The sequence below is a fragment of the Paraburkholderia phenoliruptrix genome (assembly GCF_019511605.1).
Classification (GTDB): Bacteria; Pseudomonadota; Gammaproteobacteria; order Burkholderiales; family Burkholderiaceae; genus Paraburkholderia; species Paraburkholderia phenoliruptrix_A.
Genome location: NZ_JAEUAV010000019.1, coordinates 61,228 through 84,024, shown reverse-complemented (window position 1 = coordinate 84,024; position 22,797 = coordinate 61,228). Strand labels below are relative to the sequence as shown.

At 65.2% G+C, this 22,797-nt stretch carries 19 protein-coding genes and 1 riboswitch; of the genes, 8 read left to right on the top strand and 11 right to left on the bottom strand.

What is annotated here, in order from left to right:
- The first annotated feature begins 128 nt into the window (after nucleotides 1-128).
- The 6 genes from pxpB to JNB89_RS21905 all read left to right on the top strand — a co-directional run bounded on the left by pxpB (nucleotide 129) and on the right by JNB89_RS21905 (nucleotide 6,647).
- On the top strand, nucleotides 129-782 hold the full coding sequence (gene pxpB / locus JNB89_RS21930) for a 5-oxoprolinase subunit PxpB (RefSeq protein WP_220363571.1): 654 nt from the start codon (nucleotides 129-131) through the stop codon (nucleotides 780-782).
- Nucleotides 779-1,831, top strand: coding sequence for a biotin-dependent carboxyltransferase family protein (locus JNB89_RS21925; RefSeq protein WP_220363570.1), 1,053 nt, complete (start codon nucleotides 779-781; stop codon nucleotides 1,829-1,831). Before pxpB ends, JNB89_RS21925 begins: the two co-directional genes overlap by 4 nt.
- Nucleotides 1,832-1,858: 27 nt before the next feature.
- Entirely contained in the window at nucleotides 1,859-2,611 is a 753-nt protein-coding gene (gene pxpA, locus JNB89_RS21920) for a 5-oxoprolinase subunit PxpA (RefSeq protein WP_013340797.1), read from the top strand.
- A 310-nt stretch (nucleotides 2,612-2,921) separates the two neighbouring features.
- Complete coding sequence (locus JNB89_RS21915) at nucleotides 2,922-3,671, top strand: DUF969 domain-containing protein (protein WP_220363569.1); 750 nt, start codon at nucleotides 2,922-2,924, stop codon at nucleotides 3,669-3,671.
- A complete protein-coding gene (locus tag JNB89_RS21910; protein WP_013340799.1) occupies nucleotides 3,668-4,624 on the top strand; it encodes a DUF979 domain-containing protein in 957 nt (318 codons plus the stop codon). Before JNB89_RS21915 ends, JNB89_RS21910 begins: the two co-directional genes overlap by 4 nt.
- A 214-nt stretch (nucleotides 4,625-4,838) precedes the next feature.
- Entirely contained in the window at nucleotides 4,839-6,647 is a 1,809-nt protein-coding gene (locus JNB89_RS21905; protein ID WP_220363568.1) for a tetratricopeptide repeat protein, read from the top strand.
- A gap of 111 nt (nucleotides 6,648-6,758) precedes the next feature.
- Here the strand turns inward: JNB89_RS21905 and JNB89_RS21900 are convergent, their stop codons facing one another.
- The 10 genes from JNB89_RS21900 to JNB89_RS21855 all read right to left on the bottom strand — a co-directional run bounded on the left by JNB89_RS21900 (nucleotide 6,759) and on the right by JNB89_RS21855 (nucleotide 17,818).
- A complete protein-coding gene (locus JNB89_RS21900) occupies nucleotides 6,759-7,922 on the bottom strand; it encodes a TraB/GumN family protein (protein ID WP_220363567.1) in 1,164 nt (387 codons plus the stop codon).
- Entirely contained in the window at nucleotides 7,915-8,934 is a 1,020-nt protein-coding gene (locus JNB89_RS21895; RefSeq protein WP_013340802.1) for a peptide ABC transporter ATP-binding protein, read from the bottom strand. Before JNB89_RS21895 ends, JNB89_RS21900 begins: the two co-directional genes overlap by 8 nt.
- Entirely contained in the window at nucleotides 8,931-9,938 is a 1,008-nt protein-coding gene (locus JNB89_RS21890) for an ABC transporter ATP-binding protein (protein WP_220363566.1), read from the bottom strand. Before JNB89_RS21890 ends, JNB89_RS21895 begins: the two co-directional genes overlap by 4 nt.
- Entirely contained in the window at nucleotides 9,939-10,856 is a 918-nt protein-coding gene (locus JNB89_RS21885; protein ID WP_013340804.1) for an ABC transporter permease subunit, read from the bottom strand.
- 8 nt (nucleotides 10,857-10,864) lie between these two features.
- Nucleotides 10,865-11,875: an ABC transporter permease subunit gene (locus JNB89_RS21880; RefSeq protein ID WP_135892644.1), complete on the bottom strand. Its 1,011-nt coding sequence runs from the start codon at nucleotides 11,873-11,875 to the stop codon at nucleotides 10,865-10,867.
- 150 nt (nucleotides 11,876-12,025) lie between these two features.
- Nucleotides 12,026-13,654 carry an ABC transporter substrate-binding protein gene (locus JNB89_RS21875; protein ID WP_220363565.1) on the bottom strand — a complete coding sequence of 543 codons (1,629 nt, stop codon included), beginning with the start codon at nucleotides 13,652-13,654 and terminating at the stop codon, nucleotides 12,026-12,028.
- 309 nt (nucleotides 13,655-13,963) lie between these two features.
- Nucleotides 13,964-14,794, bottom strand: a complete 831-nt coding sequence (gene metF / locus JNB89_RS21870) for a methylenetetrahydrofolate reductase [NAD(P)H] (RefSeq protein WP_013340807.1) — start codon at nucleotides 14,792-14,794, stop codon at nucleotides 13,964-13,966.
- An 11-nt stretch (nucleotides 14,795-14,805) separates the two neighbouring features.
- Nucleotides 14,806-15,159 (bottom strand): phage holin family protein, encoded by a 354-nt coding sequence (locus JNB89_RS21865; protein ID WP_013340808.1) that lies wholly within the window; start codon nucleotides 15,157-15,159, stop codon nucleotides 14,806-14,808.
- Between the two features lie 162 nt (nucleotides 15,160-15,321).
- A complete protein-coding gene (gene ahcY / locus JNB89_RS21860; RefSeq protein WP_013340809.1) occupies nucleotides 15,322-16,743 on the bottom strand; it encodes an adenosylhomocysteinase in 1,422 nt (473 codons plus the stop codon).
- Between the two features lie 32 nt (nucleotides 16,744-16,775).
- Nucleotides 16,776-16,913, bottom strand: a riboswitch (S-adenosyl-L-homocysteine riboswitch).
- An 86-nt stretch (nucleotides 16,914-16,999) separates the two neighbouring features.
- Entirely contained in the window at nucleotides 17,000-17,818 is an 819-nt protein-coding gene (locus tag JNB89_RS21855; protein WP_220363564.1) for a glycosyltransferase family 2 protein, read from the bottom strand.
- Nucleotides 17,819-18,001: 183 nt separating this feature from the next.
- Here JNB89_RS21855 and JNB89_RS21850 point away from each other — a divergent pair, with 183 nt between their 5' ends.
- Entirely contained in the window at nucleotides 18,002-18,952 is a 951-nt protein-coding gene (locus tag JNB89_RS21850; RefSeq protein WP_135892641.1) for a LysR family transcriptional regulator, read from the top strand.
- Between the two features lie 70 nt (nucleotides 18,953-19,022).
- Here JNB89_RS21850 and JNB89_RS21845 read toward each other — a convergent pair whose 3' ends face one another.
- Nucleotides 19,023-20,648 carry a GMC family oxidoreductase gene (locus tag JNB89_RS21845; RefSeq protein ID WP_220363563.1) on the bottom strand — a complete coding sequence of 542 codons (1,626 nt, stop codon included), beginning with the start codon at nucleotides 20,646-20,648 and terminating at the stop codon, nucleotides 19,023-19,025.
- 383 nt (nucleotides 20,649-21,031) lie between these two features.
- Here JNB89_RS21845 and JNB89_RS21840 point away from each other — a divergent pair, with 383 nt between their 5' ends.
- Nucleotides 21,032-22,741: an isovaleryl-CoA dehydrogenase gene (locus JNB89_RS21840; protein WP_220363562.1), complete on the top strand. Its 1,710-nt coding sequence runs from the start codon at nucleotides 21,032-21,034 to the stop codon at nucleotides 22,739-22,741.
- The last annotated feature ends 56 nt before the right edge of the window (nucleotides 22,742-22,797 follow it).

The window sequence follows — 22,797 nt, the reverse complement described above, 5'->3', positions numbered from 1 at the left end:
AAACTCTTATTGAGAAATTGTTGATATTTTATTGACAATGTATGCTCCAGACAGTGCCCGACGGTCTTCCCATGCTTTTGCCGACGGTTGCAGTGCCGAACTCTTCGACTTCTTCGGGCCTTCAAGCCATGAGCCAACCCAAAATCTTTCCGCTCGGCGACGCCGCGCTGGTCTGCGAGGCGCCGCCACCCGCAACGCTCGATTGCCAGCGCCGCGTGTGGGCGGCCGCTGAACTCGCGCGTGACTGGCCGCACGTGCTGGAAGTGGTGCCGGGCATGAACAATCTGACGCTCGTGTTCGACCCGCTCGAAGCCGACCGCGACGCGCTGTCGAGCCGCCTGCAGCACGCGTGGGACGCGGCGGCCGCGGCGCCGGCGGCGGGCCGCGAGGTCGAGATTCCGGTTCAGTATGGCGGCGAGTTCGGCCCCGACCTTACCGCGGTGGCGAACCACACGGGCTTGAGCGTGCGCGAAGTGGTCGAGCGGCATTCGGCAGGTCAGTACGTGGTGTTTTTTCTCGGCTTCCAGCCGGGCTTCGCCTACCTGGGCGGGCTCGACGAGACGCTGCATACGCCGCGCCGCGCGTCGCCGCGGCTCGAAGTGCCGGCCGGTTCGGTCGGCATTGGCGGCGAGCAGACCGGCATCTATCCGGCCACTTCGCCCGGCGGCTGGCAGTTGATCGGCCGCACGGAGCTGCCGCTTTTCGATCCCGCGCGCCGCCCGCCCACCCTGTTGCAGCCCGGCGACCGGGTGCGCTTCACCATCGCGGGGATACACGCATGATCGACGTGATTCGCGCAGGTCTTCTGACCACCATCCAGGACCTCGGCCGCCACGGCTACCGGCATCTCGGCGTCGCGATGGGCGGGGCGCTGGACCGGCTGTCGCTGGAAATCGGCAACCGGCTCGTCGGCAACCGTCCTGACGCGGCGGGGCTCGAAATCACCTTCGGCCCGACCGTGCTGCGGTTTCTGCGCGCGACGCGGGTCGCCATCACCGGAACCGAATTCGGCGCGACGCTCGACGGCAAGCCGGTCTATTCGTGGTGGAGCCTGCCGGTGAAGGCCGGCCAGGAACTGGTGCTGAATGCGGCCAGGCGCGGCATGCGCGGCTACGTGTGCATCGCGGGCGGCATCGACGTGTTGCCGATGCTGGGCTCGCGCAGCACCGACCTCGCCGGCCGCTTCGGCGGCCTCGGCGGCCGGGCGCTGCGCGACGGAGACCGTGTGCCGCTCGGCGCGCCGCCGCAGCGCGGTCAGGTCGGCTTTTCGCCCGAGGCGCCGGAATTCGGCGTGAAGGCGCCCGCGTGGTGCAAGTTCGTGCTCGTCGACGAGCCGCTGCGGCGCGGCCGTCATCCGAGCGGCGTGCCCTGGGCGGTGCCGATTCGCGTGCTGCGCGGCCCGGAATACGACAGCTTCACCGAAGAAGCGCACGAGTCGTTCTGGTCCGACGAGTGGCTCGTCACGCCGAACAGCAACCGCATGGGCTACCGGCTTGCCGGCAGCGAACTGAAACGCAAACAGAAGGCCGACCTGCTGTCGCACGCAGTGCTGCCGGGCACGATCCAGGTGCCGCCGAACGGCCAGCCGATCGTGCTGATGAGCGACGCGCAGACCACCGGCGGTTATCCGAAGATCGGCGCGGTCATTCAGGCCGACCTGTGGAAGCTCGCACAGGTGCGGCTGAACGCGGCAGTGCGCTTTATCCCGACCACCACTTACGAGGCGCGCCAGGCGTTGCTCGAAGAGCGCACCTATTTGCGGCAGATCGACGCCGCCATCGCCATGCATGAAGAACGTTGCGCACGCCAGATGGCCGTTGCGACGTTGTGACTGGCAAGAACCGAGTAGAGGAACATCATGGAAATCGATTTGAACGCCGATCTCGGCGAAGGCTGCGGCTCCGACGAGGCGCTGCTCGACCTCGTCAGCTCCGCGAATATTGCCTGCGGCTGGCATGCGGGTGGCGCGAAGGCCATGCGCGACTGCGTGCGCTGGGCGGTGCAGAAAGGCGTGTCGATCGGTGCGCATCCGAGCTTTAACGACCCGGAGAACTTCGGCCGCAAGGAGATGGATCTGCCCGCGAGCGAAATCTACGCGGGCGTGCTGTACCAGCTCGGCGCGCTGTCGGCGATCGCGCAGGCCGAGGGCGGCCGCATCGCGCACGTCAAGCCGCACGGCGCGCTCTACAACCAGGCCGCGCGCGACCCGAAGATCGCGGACGCGATCGTTTCGGCCGTGCATGACTTCGATCCGTCGGTCGCGGTGTTCGCGCTGGCCAACAGCGGGCTCGTGACGGCCGCGCGCGAGGCGGGCCTGACCGCCATCGAAGAAGTGTTCGCCGATCGCGGCTATCGCGCCGACGGCTCGCTCGTGCCGCGCAAGGAACCGGGCGCGCTGCTCGAGGATGAAGACGAGGTGCTGGAGCGCACCCTCGCGATGGTGCGAGAGCAGCGCGTGCGCGCCGTGGACGGTCAATGGGTGCCGCTGCACGCGCAGACCATCTGTCTGCACGGCGACGGCCCGCACGCGCTTGCGTTCGCGCGGCGCATTCGCAGCGCGCTCGAACAAGCCGGTATCGACGTGCACGCGGCCGGCGCCGCGAGCGTCTGACGCGAGCGAGCGTCTTCTCCCTCATGCCTTCAAACGCCCCGACGCCCCGCTCCACGCGGGGCGTTCGCCAGGTGCGGGAGGCTTTGCGTGCCTTCCGTCCGTGCGGTCGCATCAACGCAGTCGCATTCACGCAGTCGCTTTAAAGCAGTCGCAGTCGTAGCAGTTGCAGATGAACCAGTAGGTGAAGTTGCAGTGCGTAGCAACGCGGCCGCCAAGAGCCGCGGGAAACAAGACGGCGCGCGGATCGCCACGCGCCGGCCCATGTTAGCCGCCACAAGCGGCGAGGTATGAAACCCGTTTGGAGATCCAGATGCAGACAACAGTCAGTTTATGGCCGCTCATCGGCGTGGCCATCATCATCGTTGGCTTTTTATTGCGGTTCAATCCGATGCTGATCGTGGCGGTTGCCGCCGTCGGCACCGGTCTCGCCGCGCACTTCCCGCCCGAAAAGATTCTCGCCGAGATCGGCACCGGCTTCATCAAGACGCGCAACATTCCGTTGATCATTCTCCTGCCGCTCGCGGTGATCGGCCTGCTCGAACGGCACGGCCTGCGCGAGCGCGCGCAGACGTGGATCAGCGGCATCAAGGCCGCCACGGCCGGGCGTCTTCTGATCGTTTATCTGCTCGTGCGCGAGCTGACTGCGGCGGTCGGGCTGACGGGTCTCGGCGGACACCCGCAGATGGTCCGTCCGCTCATCGCCCCGATGGCCGAAGGCGCGACCGAAACGCGCTTCGGCAAGATCAGCGACGCGGTGCGCTTCAAGCTGCGCGCCTTCTCGGCCGCCACGGACAACGTGGGCCTGTTCTTCGGCGAGGACATTTTCGTCGCGTTCGGCGCGATTGTGCTGATGACCACCTTCCTGAAGGAGGCCGGCATTATCGTCGAGCCGATTCATGTGGCGGTGTGGGGCATTCCGACCGCGATCTGCGCGTTCCTGATTCACGGCTTCCGTCTGTATCTGCTCGACCGCAAACTCGACCGCGAATTGCGCGGCAACGCCAGCGCGGGTAACGCCGCCGTATCGCCGGCACAATCGGCCGCAGGAGACAAAGCATGACGCTCACGATTACCTATCTGTTCTGGCTGCTGGGCGTGGTGCTGCTGATTATCGGCGGCATGATCGTCACCGACAGGGAGCATCCGCGCCGCCTGACGGCAGGCGGTTTCTGGATTCTGTACGCGCTGATCTTCCTGATCGGCGACAAGCTGCCGCCCGCCGTGGTCGGCGCCGCGGTGATCGTGATGGCGCTGATCGCCGGCTTTGGCGGCGTCACCGCGGGCAAGCCGAGAGTGCTGTCGCTCGAAGCACGCAAGGCGAGCGCCGCGCGCCTTCGCAACAAGCTCTTCGTGCCCGCGCTGACCATTCCGGTGATCACGGTGATCGTCACGTTGTCGGCCAGCCACCTCGTGTTTGGCGGCATGCCGCTGATCGAAAAAGCCAACGTCACGCTGATCGGCTTCGGCATCGGCTGTGTGATCGCGCTTGGCATTGCCTGCGTGATGACTCGCGACACGGTCGGCCAGTCGATGAAAGAAGCGCGCCGCCTCGTCGACGCGCTCTCGTGGGCCGCGGTGCTGCCGCAGATGCTCGGCATGCTCGGCCTCGTCTTTTCGGACGCTGGCGTCGGCAAGGCCGTCGCGCACGTGACGACCGCGTACATCAGCCTCGACTACCGCTTCATCGCGGTGGCCGTGTACTGCATCGGCATGGCGCTCTTCACGATGGTAATGGGCAACGGCTTCGCCGCCTTTCCGGTGATGACGGGCGGCGTCGGCGTACCGATTCTGGTCGGCGTGTTCCACGGCAACCCGGCGGTGATGGTGGCGATCGGCATGTTTTCCGGCTACTGCGGCACACTGATGACGCCCATGGCCGCCAACTTCAACATGGTGCCGGCGGCGCTGCTCGAACTGCCCGACAAGAACGCGGTGATCAAGGCGCAGATTCCGACCGCGCTGACGCTGCTGGTGGTGAACATCTTCCTGCTCAATTTCCTGATGTTCAGGTAAGACGTCGCGCGAGGAAAATCAGTAGTTTCCGATGTGCCGCGCGACGTTTCCGCGGCACATCGTCGAAGTCCCTCGAACCGGAAAAGCCTGCAACGGAAATGGGATGCATCCGAACGTCGGCCCATGAGACCGACCATAAGATGCTGGACGATCTCCCATTCACACGCGCGGGCGCGTGCAACGCGCGCCGCCGTGATTCTTCCTGCAGGACTCCATGGAACGTCAATCACAGCGTCCCGGCGGGCGCACCGCGCCGCCACCGTCGCCCAACGTCGCGTCGCTCGTCGAGGCCGCGCTCCACGCGCATGAGGCCGGCCGCTTCGACACGGCCGACTCCATCTACCGTGAAATCCTCGCGCTGGACCCCGCCAACACCCGCGCCTTGCATTACTTCGGCGTACTGCATTATCAGCGCGGACAGCACGAAGCGGCCGCCATCCTCATGAGCCAGGCGCTCAAGCACGACCGTCAGGACGCGGCGTGCTGGAGCAATCGCGGCCTTGCCGCGGCCGCGCTCGGGCGTCTGGACGAAGCCACCATCTGTTACGACCAGGCGTTGCAGCTACAGCCCAATTTCGCCGATGCGCGCAACAATTTCGGCGTGGCCTTGCAGGCGCAAGGCGCGTTCAATGAAGCGGTCGAGCAGTATCGGCTCGCGATCGCGTCGAACCCCGCACTCGTCGACGCGCATCTGAACCTCGGCACCGCGCTCGGCAAGCTCGGCCGTTTCGCCGAAGCGCTCGCCTGTTATCGCAACGCGCTGCAACTCGACCCGGCTTCGGCCGAAGCGCACTTCAACGCGGGCAATGCGCATAACGCTCGCGGCGAACATGAGGCTGCGGTCGCCAGCTTCGAGCGCGCGCTAGCGCTGCGGCCCGACTATGCCGAGGCGCACGTCAACCTCGGCAGCGCGATCGGCAAGCGCGGCGACTATGCGGGCGCCGAGGCGCACTACCGGCGCGCGGTTGAACTCAAGCCGAATCCGACCAACCTGGTGTGCATGGGCGGCGCGCTCGGCGCACAGGGACGGCTAGCCGAAGAAGAGAGGTTCTATCGCGAGGCACTGGCGCAAGATCCGAACTACGCCGACGCGCATCAGAACCTGGCATGGCTGCTCCTCAAGCAGGGCGATTACCGCCAGGGCTGGGCGGAGTTTGCGCGGCGCTGGCGCAAGAGCGATTACGAGGCGCTCGCGGTGCCCGGCGTAGCCGAATGGCATGGCGAGCCGCTCGAAGGCCGCCGCTTGCTGATAGTCGGCGAACAGGGCTTCGGCGACCACTTTCAGTTTCTGCGCTACGCACGCGTGCTGCACGAACGCGGCGCGACCGTGGACGTGTGCGTGCGCGAGCCGTTGCTGCGTCTTGCGCAGCGCGTGCCCGGCGTGCGCCGCGCGTTCGCCGGCAAGCCGGCCGCGCAATACGACTTCTGGGTGCCGATGATGAGCGTGCCGTCATGCGTCGGTACGGAACTCGCCACCATTCCGGCGGAACTGCCGTATCTGTTTGCGGACACCGCGAAGGTCGAAGCCTGGCGAAAGAAGCTGCACACAGGCGGCAACGCGAGGCGCAGGGTCGGCCTCGTGTGGGCGGGCAGCCCCACGTTCGGCAACGACCGCTACCGGTCGATGGCGCTTGCCGACCTGCATCCGCTTGCCGGTGCTGCGAACGTCAGTTGGTATGCGTTGCAAAAAGGCCCGGCACATGCGCAACTGGCCGACGCGCCGCAGGCGTTGCGCGAGCATGACTTCAGCGGCGAACTGCACGACTTCGATGACACCGCAGCGCTCGTCATGAACCTGGACCTGGTGATTGCCGTCGATACCGCCGTCGCCCATCTGGCCGGTGCGCTCGGCAAACCGGTGTGGCTGCTGCTGCCGGCCAATTCCGACTGGCGCTGGCTGCAAGCACGCAGCGACTCGCCGTGGTACCCGGGAATGCGCCTCTTCAGGCAACAGGTGTTGGGGGAGTGGTCAGGGCTGGTGAGCGAGGTAGTACAAGCGTTGGGAGGTCTGGAGCAAGTTTGAGCAAGCGCGCTGGCGCAGTAGGATGAGCTGGGCCAGCCAGTATTCGCCGCTGCAGTCTGATTCGATTCTGATTCTGTTTCTTCGCGCCAGTGCCGCTGCCCTCGCCTCCTGTCATCCCGCCTCGACCACGAAGCCGTGCTGGCGCAGCAACTGCAGCACGCCCTTGCGTCCGCCAAGATGCAACGCGCCAATCGCCACGAACACGGGCTTGTTGGGCGCGGCGATCTGCAGCATTCGCGAGACGAAGCGCCGGTTGCGCGCATAAATGATTCTTTCGTCGATCGAATTTGAAACCCGCTTGTCGCGCGCCAGCTTTTCTCCTTTTGCGGCTTCCCACGCGGCGATGGCATCCGCATCGCCCACGCGCCACAGGCGGTGCAACGTGCGTACGTCTTCGACATTCTGCGCCGGCGTCTGCACGAGGTCCTGCGCGAGCATTTCGCGTTGCTGCGCGAGCGTGAGGCCGGTGAACGCGCGCATCTGCTGCGGCAACGTTTCCAGGCCGACAATCTTGCCTCGCGTGCGCAGATAGACATTCTGCAATTGTGCTTCCGTGCCGTATTCGGTCTGCAAACCCGCGCTTAGCGAATCGTAGGTTTCCACCAGCAGCGAGGCGAGCCACGGCCGCATTTTCTTGATTTCATCCAGCGCCGCGGGGTTGCCGCGCAGACGCAACGCGAGCTTGCGCCACAGCGGCTCGGGCAACAAGCCAGGAAGACAGTCGCGCCGGCATACGCCGTACTTCGAGACGTCGTCTTGCGAGACCAGCAGTTCGTCGGGCGAGAGTTCCAGCGCAAGCGTGGGCGAGGCGGCCAGCGCGCCCATGATCGGCGGACGAAACGGCTGGGCCACCGGATAGTCGGCAGGATCGCCCACATGCAGCGTGCCGAGCACGTAAACGGTGGTATTGCCGCGCGTTGCGACATAAAACGGCATGCGCGCCGGTTGCAGGCGCACCGGACCGCTCGCGGTCGTGCCCGGCGTGGCGGGTGGCGGATTGAAGCCGGGCAGCGCGGCGCGCGGCTGTGGCGGCGAATGCGGCAACGGCACCGTCGGGCGCGCGCCTTTGGCGTTCGCGTCGGTGGATGCCGCGGCGGTATTGGCCGACGCGCCGGCCGCAGCGGCGGTGTCGGGCAGCACGGCACAGCAACAAAGAACGCCCACGAGCGCGGCACCGTTCAGTGCACGCGCCCGCAAGCGTCGCATGAAGGCAGCGCGGTGGCCGCCTTCACGCGAGCGGCGCGCAGGACGACGCGCCGCCAGCGCATCAGGCATCCACGTCCCCCACCTCCTCGGCGCGGTGACACGACACCTGACGGCCATCCACTTCGCGCAGCTTCGGCTCCTCGCTGCGGCAGCGGTCGATCACATACGGGCAGCGCTGATGGAACGTGCAACCCGACGGCGGATTCAGCGGTGAGGGCATTTCACCTTGCAGCTTGATCTTGATGGTGCGATCCGCTTCGAAGATGGACGGCGTCGCCGACATCAGCGCACGCGTGTACGGATGCCGCGGCTTGGAGAAAATCCGCTTCTTGTCGCCGAGTTCCGCCACGCCGCCGAAGTACATCACCATCACGTCGTCAGCAATATGCTCGACTACTGACAGATTGTGCGAGATGAACACGTAGCTCGTTTTGAACTGCTGCTGCAGATCCATGAACAGATTCAGAATCTGCGCCTGGATCGACACGTCGAGCGCCGACACGGGCTCGTCCGCAACGACAATCTGCGGATCCAGAATCATCGCGCGCGCAATCGCCACACGCTGACGCTGGCCGCCCGAGAACATATGCGGATAGCGCTTCGCGTGTTCCGGACGCAGACCCACTGTGCGCATCATCTGCGCGATGCGTTCGGCGCGTTCCGTGGCGCTCAATTGCGTGTTGATGGCGAGCGGTTCGCCGAGCGTCTGTTCGACGGTCTTGCGCGGATTGAGCGACGCAAACGGGTTCTGAAACACCATCTGCACGCGCCGCCGCAGCGCGGCTATCTTCGCGTGATCGGCGCCGGCCACGTCTTCACCGTCGATCAACAGACGGCCAGCACTGGGCGATTCGATCATGGTGAGCTGACGCGCGAGCGTCGATTTGCCGCAGCCGGACTCGCCGACCACAGCAAGCGTCTTGCCGCGTTCCAGCGCAAACGACACGCCGTTCAGCGCCTTGACCGTGCCAGTGGCAAACATGCCGCGTTTGACCGTGTAGTAGCGCGCGAGCTTGTCGGCGACCAGCACGTGGTCGCCCGCATGGTCCGACTGGCGCCGCGTTTCGGGTACTGCGTTCATCGTGCGCCTCCATGGGTGTGAACGTTCGCGTCGCCGGCGACGTTCAGGGGTTTGATGCAGCGCACGCGCGCCACTTCGGCATGGCCCGGCACGGGGGCGAGCGCGGGGCGTCCCTTGTTGCAGTCATCGACCATGTACTTGCAGCGCGGCGCAAACAGACAGCCCCGGGGACGGTCGTCACGCCCCGGCACCATGCCCGGCAGCGCGGCGAGCCGTACGGCGCCCACGTTGTGCTCGGGAATCGCCGCCAGCAGCGCTTCCGTGTACGGATGATGAGGCGCGGCGAAAATGTCCGGCACCTTGTTGGTTTCGATCACTTCGCCAGCGTACATGACCGCGACGCGCTGCGCGACCTCGGACACCACCGCGAGGTCGTGCGAGATCAGCACGAGCGCCATGCCGCGCTCCTTCTGCAAGCGCATTAGCAGTTCCATGATCTGCGCCTGGATCGTCACGTCGAGCGCCGTGGTCGGCTCGTCGGCGATCAGCAGCTTGGGATTGCAGGCAATCGCCATGGCGATCATCACGCGCTGGTTCATGCCACCCGACATTTGATGCGGAAACGCGCCAATGCGGTTCTTCGCGTCCGGAATGCCGACCTGGTCGAGCAGTTCGAGCGCGCGCCTGTCGAGCGCGGCGCCGCGCAGACCTTCGTGCAGCTTGAGCACTTCCTTGATCTGATAGCCCACCGTGTAGCTCGGGTTCAGACTCGTAAGGGCGTCCTGGAACACCATCGCGATGTCTTTGCCGATGATCTTGCGGCGCTCCTTCGCCGATGCCTTGAGCAGGTCGCGGCCGTTGAACGTAATCTCGTCGGCGGTGACCTTGCCTGGCGCGTCGATCAGGCCCATCAGCGCCATCATCGTCACGCTCTTGCCCGAGCCGGATTCGCCGACGACGCCCAGCACTTCGCCGGGCGCAACGTCCAGATTGATACGGTCGACAGCGGGCAAGCCGTTGAAGTTCACCGCGAGGTTGCGGATGGTTAGTAGGTTGTTGCTCATTTATGCCATCCGTTTGAGTTTCGGATCGAGTGCGTCGCGCAGCCCGTCGCCGAGCAGGTTGATTGCGAGCACCGAGATCAGGATGGACAAACCAGGCATCGTGACGATCCACCATGCACTGTCGATGTAGTCGCGAGCCGAAGCCAGCATCGCGCCCCACTCGGCCGAAGGCGGCTGCACGCCGAGGCCGAGAAAGCCGAGCGCGGCGGCATCGAGAATTGCCGACGAAAAACCGAGCGTGGCCTGCACGATCAGCGGCGCCGTGCAGTTGGGCAGCACTTGCGAGAACATCAGTCGCAAGGTGCCGGCGCCCGCCACGCGCGAAGCCGTCACGTATTCCTTCTGCAACTCGCCTTGCGCCGACGCGCGCGTCAGGCGCACATAGCCCGGCAGCGCGACGATCGCAATCGCCAGCATCGTATTGACGAGGCCCGGACCGATGATCGCCACGACCGCCACTGCGAGCAACAGCGAAGGCAACGCGAGCAGCACGTCCATGATCCGCATGATCGGCGTGTCGGCCCATTTCTCGAAGAACGCCGCGATCAGACCGAGCACGATGCCCGGAATCAGCGCGAGCACCACCGAAACGAAGCCGATCCAGAACGACAGCCGCGCGCCGTACATCAGACGCGAGAGGATGTCGCGGCCCGCTTCGTCGGTGCCGAGAATGAACTTCCAGTTGCCGCCTTCGAGCCATGCGGGCGGAATCTTCACGAAGTCGCGGTACTGTTCGATCGGGCTGTGCGGCGCGATGAGCGGCGCGAAAATCGCCACGACGATCAACAGCAGGACGACGATGCCGGCGCCGACCGCGCCGCGATTGCGCGAGAAATTGGCCCAGAATTCGCGGGCGGCAATAGCGCGGCCACTCGGCGGCGTGACTGCGGTGGGGACTGTGTTTTGTATGTCTGCCATGGTCGTGATTACCTCGTATGGCGGATGCGCGGGTTGAGCACGCCGTACAGCAGATCGACGACGAGATTCACGACAATCACCAGCGTGGCGATCATCAGGATGCCGCCCTGCACGACCGGATAGTCGCGACGGCCAATTGCGTCGATCAGCCACTTGCCGATGCCGGGCCACGAGAACAGCGTCTCGGTCAGCACCGCGCCCGCGAGCAGCGTGCCGACCTGCAGGCCGATCACGGTCACGACCGGAATCAACGCATTGCGCAACGCGTGCACGACGATCACCCGGGCCGGCGACAAACCCTTCGCGCGAGCCGTGCGGATGTAGTCCTCGCGCAGCACTTCGAGCATCGAGGAGCGCGTCATGCGTGCGACCACCGCGAGCGGAATCGTGCCGAGCACGATTGCCGGCAGGATCAGATGGCTCAGTGCCGATTTGAACGCGCCTTCGTCGGTGGACATCATCGCGTCGATCAGCATGAAGCCGGTTACGTGCGGTATGTCGTATTCGACCGCAATGCGGCCCGACACCGGCGTCCAGCCGAGCTTTACCGAGAACACCATGATGAGGATCAAGCCCCACCAGAAGATCGGCATCGAATAACCGGTGAGCGCCGTGCCCATCACGCCGTGATCCACTGCGGTGCCGCGCCTGAGCGCCGCGAATACGCCTGCGGGCAGGCCGACGACCATCGCGAACAGCATCGCGCAGATCGACAGTTCGACGGTGGCGGGAAAGCGGGCGAGGAATTCGCCCATGACGCTGGTGTTGGTGATGATGGAGGTGCCGAGGTCGCCGTGCAGCGCGCGGCCGATGTAATGCACATATTGCAGCGGCAGCGGTTCGTCGAGCCCCAGCCGGTGCATCGCCGCGGCGTGCATGGCCGGATCGACGCCGCGCTCGCCCATCATCACTTCGATGGGATCGCCCGGTATCAGGTGAATCAGCGCGAATGCAAGGATCGTGATGCCGATGAACGTCGGTATCACCATGCCTATGCGGCGCAAAACAAAGCGGAACATGGTTCGTCCCTATGGTCTTGATGAAGAAAAAACGCAACCGGCGACGAGGGCTCGTGACCCCGGTCGCCGGACCATTTCGACCAGTTTTCTAACCGTGCGAAAAGCGTACTGCGCGAATTTTACGACTTGCCCGACATCTGGCCGGGTGCCTTACTTGACGCTCACGCCGTCGAAGCGGGCATAGCCGAGCGGCTCGATGCGCATGTCGACCACCTTCTTGCTGACAGGCTGATAGACCGTCGAGTGAGCGATCGGCGAGAACGGCAGTTGCTGCGCGAAAATCTGCTGCGCCTGCGTGTATGCCGTGGTGCGCGCGCCCTGATCGGACGTCGAGCGGCCCTTCTGGATCAGGTCGTCGAACGGCTTGTAGCACCACTTCGAGAAGTTGTTGCCGTTCACCGCTTCGCAGCCGAGCAGCGTGCCGAGCCAGTTGTCCGGGTCGCCATTGTCGCCCGTCCAGCCGATCAGCATCGTGTCGTCTTCACCGGCGTGGGCGCGCTTGATGTACTCACCCCACTCGTATGTGACGATTTTTGCCTTGACGCCGACCTTGGCCCAGTCGGCCTGGATCATTTCCGCCATCAGGCGGGCGTTCGGGTTGTAAGCGCGTTGCACCGGCATCGCCCACAGCGTGATGTCAAAGCCGTTCGGATAACCAGCCTTCGCGAGCAGCGCCTTGGCCTTTTCCGGATCGTACGATGCGCTCTTCAGGTTCTTGTCATACGACCATTGGGTCGGCGGCATCGGATTCGTGGCGGCCTGGCCGGCGCCCTGGTACACCGAGTCGATGATCGCCTTCTTGTTGATCGCCATGTCCAGCGCCTGACGCACTTCGACCTTGTCGACCGGCTTGTGCGACACGTTGTACGCGAGATAGCCGAGGTTGAAGCCCGGCTGCGACGGCATGGCGATGTTGGCTTCCGACTTGAGCGGCGCGATGTCGGCCGGACGCGGATAGCTCATCACCTGGCATTCGTCGCGCTTGAGCTTCTGCACGCGCACGCCGGCGTCCGGCGTGATCGAGAAGATCAGCTTCGAGATCTTGACCGCATTGGGCTTCCAGTAATCGGGATTGCCGTCGAAGCGGATGGTCGCGTCTTTCGTATAGCTGCGGAAGATGAACGGACCCGTGCCGACCGGGAACTGGTTGATGTCGGCGGCCTTGCCGGCCTTCAGCAACTGGTCGCCGTATTCGGCGGAGAGAATCGACGCGTATTCCATCGCCATGTTCTGGATGAACGGCGCGTTGACTTCCTTCAGCGTGAACTTGACCGTGTACGGGTCGACCTTCTCGACCTTGGTGATCAGCTTGTCGAGGCCCATGTCCGTGAAGTACGGGAACTGCACGGGGTAAGCCTTGCGGAACGCCTGATTCGTGTCGAGCATGCGCTCGAACGTGAACACGACGTCGTCGGCGTTGAATTCGCGCGTGGGCTTGAAGAACGACGTGGTCTGGAACTTCACGCCATGACGCAGATGGAACGTGTACGTCTTGCCGTCTGCGGAGACATCCCACTTTTCTGCGAGGCCCGGTTCGACCTTGGTGCCGCCGCGTTCGAATTCGACGAGGCGGTTATAAACGGTGAACGTATTGGCCGTGAAATCAGTGCCCGTGGTGTATTGGGCCGGATCGAAACCCGCGGGGCTGCCTTCTGAGCAGTAGACCAGGGTTTTGTTCGGAATCTCAGCCCGCGCGACGCTCGCGCCCAGCATCGATGCCGCTGCAGCTGCGACGAGCGTCGTAACACGCGCGGCGCGCAACAGATTGTTTTGCTTCATGTTTCCTCCAGGTTCGGGGCTGGCTGACGCCAGCGTAGCGCGATATTACTGAGCTTTCCCCGGCCTCACAAGCAGAGGAAATTATCCGCGACGCCGCAGCCAGCGCGCCTCGGCGCATATTGAGATGCCTCTTTCGGATGTCTTTCAGGGTAGGACACGCGAGCCGCCGAGGCGAATCGGTCTTCGCTTTTCTGATTGGGGGCTTCCGCACGGGGCGTAGGACAAAGACAACTGCCGGAGCCGCCGCGCATAGATCCGCGCGACGCTCCGGCAGCACAAACATCAGGAAAGCGCGAGCCTGGTGGCCGCTCAGCCCTTCAACCGCTCACAAATCGCCTTGGTCGCCGCCGCGCCGTTGAGCGTGTAGAAGTGCAGACCGGGCGCCTTCGCGTCGATCAGCCGTTGACACAGGTCCGTCACCACGTCCAGCCCGAAGGCGCGGATCGACTCGCGGTCGTCGCCGAAGCTCTCGAGCCGGCGCGCGATCCAGCGCGGCACTTCCGCGCCGCACATCTCCGAGAAGCGCATCAGTTGCGAGAAGTTCGTGATCGGCATGATGCCCGGCACGATCGGCACGTCGACGCCGAGCTTTCTGGCGTCGTCGACGAAACGGAAGTACGCGTCCGCATTGAAGAAGTACTGCGTGATCGCCGAATTGGCGCCGGCCTTCACCTTGCGGGCGAAGTTTTCCAGATCGTGACGCGGCGAGCGCGACTGCGGGTGGTATTCCGGATAGCCGGCCACCTCGATCCAGAACCAGTCGCCAAACTCCGCACGGATAAAGCTCACCAGCTCCGACGCGTAACGCAGCTCGCCGACCTCGCCCATGCCCGACGGCAGGTCGCCGCGCAGCGCGACGATATGGCGGATGCCATGCGCGCGGTACTGGTTGAGGATCGCGCGCAAGCTCTCCTTGGACGAGCCGATGCACGACAGATGCGGCGCCGCCTCGAGCCCTTCCTTCGCCATATCGACGACGGTATCGAGCGTGCCCTGTTGCGTCGAGCCGCCGGCGCCGAACGTGACGGACACGAACTTGGGCTTGAGCTGTGCAAGCTGCGCACGCGTCGCGCGCAGCTTGTCGACGCCTTCCTGCGTCTTCGGCGGGAAGAATTCGAATGAAAGTTCGATCGGGTTCATGATTCAGTATGTCAACCGAGACTGCGGTTGCCGAAAATGAGCGCGGACAGCAGCCAGGAAACGATGCTGTACAGAATCGAGCCGAAGAACGCCGACCAGAACCCCGATACCTCGAACCCCTTCAGCAGCGACGCGCACAGCCAGAAGCACAGCGCGTTGACCACCAGAATGAAGAGCCCGAGCGTGAGAATCGTGACGGGCAGCGTCAACAGGATCAGCACCGGCCGCAGGATCGTATTGATCAGGCCGAGCACCACCGCGACGATCAGCGCGGTGCCGAAACTGCGGATATGGATCGACGGAACGAGGTAGGTAATGATCAGGAGCGCCAGCGCATTGATCAGCCAGGTCAGCAGCACGGTCATGTAAAGCTCCTTGCAGGCAGAATGTCCGCTTAACGATGGTTTAACGATGGAAAGCAGGCATGGCGAACAAAGCGGCGCATGCGCGCCGCCCCGTCTTCATACTGTCATGCTTTCCGGCCGCCCGCGCGCTCGCGCGCGGCAGGCGTACGGCAGCGCACGTGCTTAGTAGCGGTAATGGTTCGGCTTGAACGGACCGTTCTTCTCGACGCCGATGTAGCTCGCCTGCGCGTCCGACAGTTCGGTCAACTGTGCGCCGATGCGCGCCAGATGCAGGCGCGCCACCTTCTCGTCCAGGTGCTTCGGCAGCACGTACACGCGGTTTTCGTACTTGTCGCCCTGCGTGAACAGTTCGATCTGCGCGAGCGTCTGATTGGTGAACGAGTTCGACATCACGAACGACGGGTGGCCGGTCGCGCAACCCAGGTTCACGAGGCGGCCTTCGGCCAGCAGGATCACGCGCTTGCCGTCCGGGAAAATGATGTGGTCGACCTGCGGCTTGATGTTTTCCCACTGGTACTGGCGCGTCGACGCCACGTCGATTTCCGAATCGAAGTGACCAATGTTGCAGACGATCGCGTTGTGGCGCATCGCCTTCATGTGATCGTGGTTGATCACGTGGTAATTGCCGGTCGCCGTCACGAAGATGTCGGCCTTGTCGGCCGCGTATTCCATCGTCACGACGCGGTAGCCTTCCATTGCCGCCTGCAATGCGCAGATCGGGTCGATTTCCGTGACCCACACGGTCGCGCCGAGGCCGCGCAGCGACTGCGCGCAGCCCTTGCCCACGTCGCCGTAACCTGCCACGACCGCGATCTTGCCCGCGATCATCACGTCGGTTGCACGCTTGATGCCGTCCACCAGCGACTCGCGGCAGCCATACAGGTTGTCGAACTTCGACTTGGTGACCGAGTCGTTCACGTTGATGGCCGGGAACGGCAGGCGCCCTTCCTTTTCCATCTGATACAGACGGTGCACGCCGGTCGTCGTCTCTTCGGTGACACCCTTGATGTGCGAAAGACGCGTGGAATACCACGTCGGATCGGCGTCCAGATGACGCTCGATCGACTTGTACAGCGCGACTTCTTCTTCGTTGGTCGGCTTGGCGATCACCGAGCGGTCTTTCTCCGCTTTCGAGCCGAGAATGAGCAGCAGCGTCGCGTCGCCGCCGTCGTCGAGAATCATGTTGGCGAACTCGCCGTTCGGCCATTCGAAGATGCGGTGCGAGAACTCCCAGTATTCGTCGAGCGACTCGCCCTTGAACGCGAACACCGGCGTGCCGGCCTTGGCGATGGCGGCGGCCGCGTGGTCCTGCGTCGAGAAGATGTTGCACGAGGCCCAGCGCACGTCCGCGCCCAGCGCCGTCAGCGTTTCGATGAGCACGCCGGTCTGGATCGTCATGTGCAGCGAGCCGGCAATGCGCGCGCCCTTCAGCGGCTGCTGCGCCTTGTATTCGTCGCGCGTTTGCATGAGACCGGGCATTTCGGTCTCGGCAATCGTGAGTTCCTTGCGGCCCCAGTCGGCAAGCGACATGTCGGCAACGAGGTAGTCCTGGGAATTTTTGGAATCGATAACTGCGGCGTTCATCACGCCCTCCTTTCTAAGTAGTGACTAGAAATTTGACGTGAGCGCGGTTCGATGCGGTTGGGGGACAGCGCGACAGCGCATCCGGACCCTCCGATTGAAGCCTTCGAGCCTGGCGGGCAGCCGGCGAATATGCGGAATTCGCGGTACCCGTCGCAACGCTCCTCGAAGACGAACGGCGATTGTAGCAAATCGGGATGGCGGTGGGGCGCGCGGATTCACATGCGACGCGCGGATTCTCGTGGCACCCCGCGCTCATCTACCCCGCGCATGCCGCCGGAGCGCCGCCCGCCGCCTGCGCGGCCGCCTCCGCCGCCACGCACGCGCGGCGCACCTGGCCGATTCCCGCTCGCGCCCGGTCGAGAAAGCGCTGTGAAAAGCAGAAAGCGTCGGCGACGTCCGCGGGATCGGGCGTGAGCCAGCCGAACGCGATCCGGAAATAGCGCTCCGCGTGAATGCCCGGGTGGTAATGCATGCGCACGCGCTTGGCGTCGTGCAGACGCGGATTGCCGAACACCTCGCGCAGCGCCCACGAAAACGCGCCGTCCTCGCCGCCCAGACGGCGAAATGCCTGATCCATCGGAAAGCCGCCGAGCGCGGCGAAGGCCGCCCGTCGCACGACCAGGCTGCTTGGCACCGTGTTGCTCAGCGTGGCCGCGTGCTGGGCAAAATCGGGGTGCGCGCAGATCTCGGCCGGAAACCCGGCATAGTCGACGTCGAACCGCACCGACACCTGCGCGGGGTCATGCGCGAAAAATGCGCGGGCCGCGCCGAGCGCGCCGGGCAGGTATTCGTCGTCGGCATCCAGAAAGGCGAGCAGATCGTGCGACGCGTGCAGCGCGCCCCAATTGCGCGCCCGCGCCGCACCGCCGTTCTCCGGCATGCGCAGCAACTGAACGCGCGGGTCCAGGCGCGCGTAGTGCACGACGAGCTGTGCGGACGCATCGGTCGAAGCGTCGTCCACCACGATGATTTGCGCCGCCTCCGGCTGCCGGCTGCAGCTTTGCAGCGCGCGGGCAAGAGTTGCCGCGCCGTTGTAGCAGGGAATTACGATGCAGATGCCGGAATCAGGCGTCATGGGCGGAATGCGGTGGGCGGCGAGAGCGCAAAGCGCCGATGGTAGCGCGCGCGGCGCGCCGCTCATCCCGATAAAGCGCGTCAGCTTGAGTCATGTCGAAAACCCGGCGCTGCGGCCTCGCCGCCATAAAAGGCATGACTTACAATCGTCGGATTCATTCCAATATGGAATCTGGAGCCGACCGTGGAACTGCGTGCGCTGCGCTATTTCGTCGAAGTCGTTCGTCAGCAGAGTTTCACTGTCGCCGCCGAGCAGATGTTCGTCACCCAACCCACCATCAGCAAGATGGTGAAGTCGCTCGAAGACGAAATCGGCTCGCCGCTGCTGCTGCGCGACGGGCGGCAAATGGTGCTCACGGACGCCGGCCGCATTGTCTATCAGCGCGGCCAGGAGGTGCTCGCCGCGCACGCGCAGTTGCAGGCCGAACTCAACGATCTGGGCACGCTCGGGCGCGGCGAACTCACCATCGGCATTCCGCCGATGGGCGGGTCGCTGTTCACGCCGGCCATCGCCGCGTTCCGGCAGCGCTATCCGAAAATCGAACTGAAGCTGTTCGAGCAAGGCTCGCGCGCCATCGAGACCGCGCTCATCAACGGTGAACTGGAACTCGGCGGCGTGCTGCAGCCAGTGGACCCTGACAATATCGAGGTGCTGCCCATCACGCGCCAGTTGCTGTGGCTCGTGGCGCGCACCGGCTCGCGCTGGGACGAATTGCGCGAAGTGCCGCTCGCGCAACTCGCGAATGAGCCGTTCGTGTTCTACGGCGAGAGCCTCGCGCTCAACGACGTGGTGCTGGGCGCGTGCCGCGCGGCCGGCTTCACGCCGACTATCGTCGGGCGCAGCGGACATTGGGATTTCATGGCGGCGCTGGTGCTCGCGGGCGTCGGCATTGCGCTGTTGCCCGCGCCTTATTGCCGCCGCCTCGATGCCGCCCAGTTCACCTGCCGGCCGGTCGTGGAACCGGAGATTCCGTGGGAAATGGCAATCGGCTGGCGTCGCGACGGCTATCTGTCGCACGCCGCGCGCGCCTGGCTGGAGGTCGCCCGCGAAACGCTGCCCGGCCGCGCCGGTGACGATCTGATGCTGGGCCTGACAGGCATCGCCGCGCCGCTTCAGGCGGTGCGGCCGGAATAACGGCGCGGAAGGCGCGGCCGGGCGCTCATGCGGCGTTGGCTGTCGGAGCCGTCGGCAGCGCCGCCGCGCCTTACAGCGTCACTGCGTCCACCGCTCGCGGCTCCTTGCGGCTCGCGGTGATCAGTTCGGCCGCGCGTTCGCCGATCATCACCGTCGGCGCATTCGTATTGCCGCCGATCAGCGTCGGCATCACCGATGCATCGACGATCCGCAGCCCCGCGACGCCTCGCACGCGCAACTGCGGATCGACCACCGAACGCGCGTCGCCGCCCATCCGGCAGGTGGCGACCGGGTGGTAGATCGTATCCGCATGCTCGGCGATGGTCTGGCGCAATTGCTCGTCGGTCTGGCCGGGCCGCGTGTACAGTTCGCGGCCGCCGTGCAGCGCGAGCGACGGCGCGTCGAGAATGCGCCGCGCCATCCGCACGCCTTCCACCAGCAGATCGAGATCGCGCGAATCGCTGAAAAACCGCGGGTCGATCACCGGTGCCGTACGCGCATCGGCGTTCGCGAGCGTCACCGTGCCGCGGCTGAACGGCCGCAGCACGCACGCATGCAGCGAATAGCCGTGGCCCCAATGCATGTGCCGGTTATGGTCGTCAACCAGAGCCGCGCAGAAGTGCAGTTGCAGGTCGGGCCGATCGAGCGTGGGTCTGCTCTTCAGAAAGCCGCCCGCCTCCGCAACATTGCTCGACAGCATGCCACGGCCATCGCGCATGAACGTGACAAACTGCGGCACCATGCGCGCAATGCCGCGCACCGAGAAGCCGGTTGGCTCGATTGACGAGACCCGCTTGTTGATCGTGAAATCGACGTGATCGATCAGATTCTGGCCAACTTCGGGCGCGTCGTGCACGACTTGTATGCCATGCGCCTGCAGATGCGCGGCCGGCCCGATGCCCGAGCACATCAGCAATTGCGGCGAATTGAACGCACCGGCCGCCAGCACCACCTCGGCGCGCGCGCTCAGCGTTTCGCGGCGGCCGCCGCGCACCACTTCCACGCCGCTCGCGCGCTTGTCGCTGAAGACCACGCGCAGCACGGTGGCGTCCGCGATGATGTGGAGATTGGCGCGCTCGCGGTCGTAGATGTATGCGCGCGCCACGCTGCAACGCCGGCCGTCGCGCTGCGTGACCTGATAAAAGCCGATGCCCTCCTGCTGTTCGCCGTTGAAGTCGTCGTTCGGCTGGTAGCCCGCTTCCAGCGCGGCCTGCACGAACCGCTTCGAAAACGGATTGCGGTAGCGCAGGTCCGACACGGTGAGCGGGCCGCCGTCGCCGTGCCACGCGCTCGCGCCGCGCTCGTTGCCCTCGGCGCGGCGAAAGTACGGCAGCACCTCCTGCCATGACCAGCCTTCACAGCCGAGTTGGGCCCATTCGTCGTAATCGAGCGGATGGCCGCGCGTGTAGATCATCGCGTTGATTGCACTCGAGCCGCCCACGCCGCGCCCGCGCGGCTGATAACCCTGGCGGCCCGCCAGACCCGGCTGCGGCGTCGTCAGATAGCCATAGTTGGTTTTGAGCCGGTACGGCACCACCGCGGCGACGCCCACCGGCATGTTCACGAAGAGATTGCGCTTCGTGTGCGGGCCCGCTTCGATCAGCGCGATTGTCGCGTCCGGACAGTTGTCCGCGAGACGGCCCGCGAGCGCACAGCCGCCCGACCCGGCGCCGACGATGACGTAGTCGTATTCCATCGCTCCTCCTGATGGGCCGCGTTGTTCGCATGCCCTGTCTCGTGCACACTTGTCTACGTGTGTTCCCCGGCATTGTAGGGAGGCTTCCGGTGCCGCGGCAGCTTCGCGTCAGAGCTAATACTCTAAACGCAAGCGCCCCCGCGCCCCTATGATGAAAGACCCGCAGGCGCCCGCCCGAGGGCTGCTTGCGGCATTCAAACAGCGGCTCACGCACGGCGGTCCGGCAGCACGCAGCAGAGACGCGACGATCGAACAGCGATCAATCAGCGCAGCGCGAACCCTGCCGGCCGCCGCGCGCGCAAAGCGCATCGAGGGCGCACCATGCCGCGCAGGAAACGCGCGCCGACGAGCCTGCCGCAAGCCGCGGCGAACGGAGACAGCAGATGCAACGCCATAGCTTTGGCCAGACTCACGAAGTCACCAATCAGGTGCCGCCGCTCGCGGACTACAACCTTTTTTCGACCGACGTCGCGCTCGCGAATGCGCTGGAGCGCGACGGCGCCGCATGGCATCGCGACGCCTTGCTGCGCCACGGCGCGGCGCTCACCACGCCGGACACGCTCGCACTCGCCGAGCTTGCCAATCGTCACACGCCCGAACTGGTCACGCATAGCCCGCGTGGCGAGAGGATCGACGCGCTCGAGTTTCACCCCGCGTGGCACGAGCTGCTCGCGCTGCTGCGTCGCGAGGGGCTGCACGCGCTGCCGTTCTCCGGCCCGCAACCCGGCGCAATGGCCGCGCGCTGCGCGGGCTACTTTCTGCACGCGCAGATCGAATCGGGCTCGCTGTGTCCGTTGACCATGACGTTCGCGAGCATCCCGGTGTTGCAGCGCGAACCACAACTCTTCGACACGCTGCGCGACAAGCTGTATGCGCGCGAGCACGATCCGCGCGACCTGCCCCTCGCGCAAAAGCATTCCGCGATGATCGGCATGGGCATGACCGAAAAACAGGGCGGCTCGGACGTGCGCAGCAACCAGACCCAGGCGCGCGCAATTGCCGCCGGCGGGCGCGGCGGCGCTTATGAACTCATCGGCCACAAATGGTTTTTCTCTGCGCCGCAATGCGACGCACATCTGGTGCTCGCGCGCACGCACGATCACGTCGGCCTGTCGTGCTTCTTCGTGCCGCGCTTCACGCCGGACGGCAGCAAGAACGCGGTGCAGATCCAGCGTCTGAAAGACAAGCTCGGCAACCGCTCGAATGCGAGCAGCGAAGTCGAGTTCCTCGACGCGTTCGGCATCATGATCGGCGACGAAGGGCGTGGTGTGCCGACCATCATCGAAATGGCGAACTACACGCGGCTCGATTGCGTGATCGGCAGCGCGGCGCTGATGCGTGCAGCGCTCGTGCAGGCAATCCATCATGCGCGCCATCGCAGCGCGTTCGGCCGCCATCTCGCCGACCAGCCGTTGATGCGCAACGTGCTGGCCGACCTCGCGCTGGAGTCCGAAGCGGCCACCGTGCTGTTCATGCGGCTCGCGCGTGCGTTCGAGCAGTCTGCGGAGGCCGCGCCGGCAAGCTCCGCCGCCAGTTCCACGGCCACGCTCGCTGAACGCGCGTGGCGGCGCATCGTGACGCCGGCCGCGAAATACTGGGTCTGCAAGCGCACGCTCGAATTCACCGGCGAGGCGATGGAAGTGTGGGGCGGCAACGGCTATGTCGAGACCGGCCCGATGGCGCGCTTTTACCGCGAGGCGCCGGTCAATTCCATCTGGGAAGGCTCGGGCAACGTGATGTGCCTCGACGTGCTGCGCGCGATGGAGCGCGAACCCGAAGCGGCACAGGCGCTATTCGCCCAATGGCAGGCCGACGCCGCCGCGCATCCGGCGTTGGGCGCCGCGCTCGGCAAGCTCGCCGCGACCTTGAACGGGCCAGCCGAACATCGCGAGGCCTCGGCGCGGCGCATCGCGCAGCAAATCGTGCTGATTGCGCAGGCCACGCTGCTCGTCGCGCACGCGCCGGCCGCCGTGGCCGAGGCGTTCATCGCCACGCGTCTTGCTGACGGCTGCGGCGAAAGCGGCCGCGTGTACGGCACGCTGCCCGCCACCCTCGATCATGCGGCAATTATCGAAAGGGCTTTTCCGGCTTGAGATTCGCACACCGACAACATCTATAAGCGCGCAGCTGGAGCGCGCCTCTTTCATCA

What these genes read in the sequence shown, in the direction of transcription:
- JNB89_RS21895 (WP_013340802.1), bottom strand. Translation starts at nt 8,934, where the DNA reads ATGAACGCAGTACCCGAAACGCGGCGCCAGTCGGACCATGCGGGCGAC.
- pxpA (WP_013340797.1), top strand. Translation starts at nt 1,859, where the DNA reads ATGGAAATCGATTTGAACGCCGATCTCGGCGAAGGCTGCGGCTCCGAC.
- pxpB (WP_220363571.1), top strand. Translation starts at nt 129, where the DNA reads ATGAGCCAACCCAAAATCTTTCCGCTCGGCGACGCCGCGCTGGTCTGC.
- JNB89_RS21900 (WP_220363567.1), bottom strand. Translation starts at nt 7,922, where the DNA reads ATGCCTGATGCGCTGGCGGCGCGTCGTCCTGCGCGCCGCTCGCGTGAA.
- JNB89_RS21890 (WP_220363566.1), bottom strand. Translation starts at nt 9,938, where the DNA reads ATGAGCAACAACCTACTAACCATCCGCAACCTCGCGGTGAACTTCAAC.
- JNB89_RS21880 (WP_135892644.1), bottom strand. Translation starts at nt 11,875, where the DNA reads ATGTTCCGCTTTGTTTTGCGCCGCATAGGCATGGTGATACCGACGTTC.
- JNB89_RS21865 (WP_013340808.1), bottom strand. Translation starts at nt 15,159, where the DNA reads ATGACCGTGCTGCTGACCTGGCTGATCAATGCGCTGGCGCTCCTGATC.
- ahcY (WP_013340809.1), bottom strand. Translation starts at nt 16,743, where the DNA reads ATGAACGCCGCAGTTATCGATTCCAAAAATTCCCAGGACTACCTCGTT.
- metF (WP_013340807.1), bottom strand. Translation starts at nt 14,794, where the DNA reads ATGAACCCGATCGAACTTTCATTCGAATTCTTCCCGCCGAAGACGCAG.
- JNB89_RS21875 (WP_220363565.1), bottom strand. Translation starts at nt 13,654, where the DNA reads ATGAAGCAAAACAATCTGTTGCGCGCCGCGCGTGTTACGACGCTCGTC.
- JNB89_RS21855 (WP_220363564.1), bottom strand. Translation starts at nt 17,818, where the DNA reads ATGACGCCTGATTCCGGCATCTGCATCGTAATTCCCTGCTACAACGGC.
- JNB89_RS21905 (WP_220363568.1), top strand. Translation starts at nt 4,839, where the DNA reads ATGGAACGTCAATCACAGCGTCCCGGCGGGCGCACCGCGCCGCCACCG.
- JNB89_RS21925 (WP_220363570.1), top strand. Translation starts at nt 779, where the DNA reads ATGATCGACGTGATTCGCGCAGGTCTTCTGACCACCATCCAGGACCTC.
- JNB89_RS21885 (WP_013340804.1), bottom strand. Translation starts at nt 10,856, where the DNA reads ATGGCAGACATACAAAACACAGTCCCCACCGCAGTCACGCCGCCGAGT.
- JNB89_RS21845 (WP_220363563.1), bottom strand. Translation starts at nt 20,648, where the DNA reads ATGGAATACGACTACGTCATCGTCGGCGCCGGGTCGGGCGGCTGTGCG.
- JNB89_RS21840 (WP_220363562.1), top strand. Translation starts at nt 21,032, where the DNA reads ATGCAACGCCATAGCTTTGGCCAGACTCACGAAGTCACCAATCAGGTG.
- JNB89_RS21915 (WP_220363569.1), top strand. Translation starts at nt 2,922, where the DNA reads ATGCAGACAACAGTCAGTTTATGGCCGCTCATCGGCGTGGCCATCATC.
- JNB89_RS21910 (WP_013340799.1), top strand. Translation starts at nt 3,668, where the DNA reads ATGACGCTCACGATTACCTATCTGTTCTGGCTGCTGGGCGTGGTGCTG.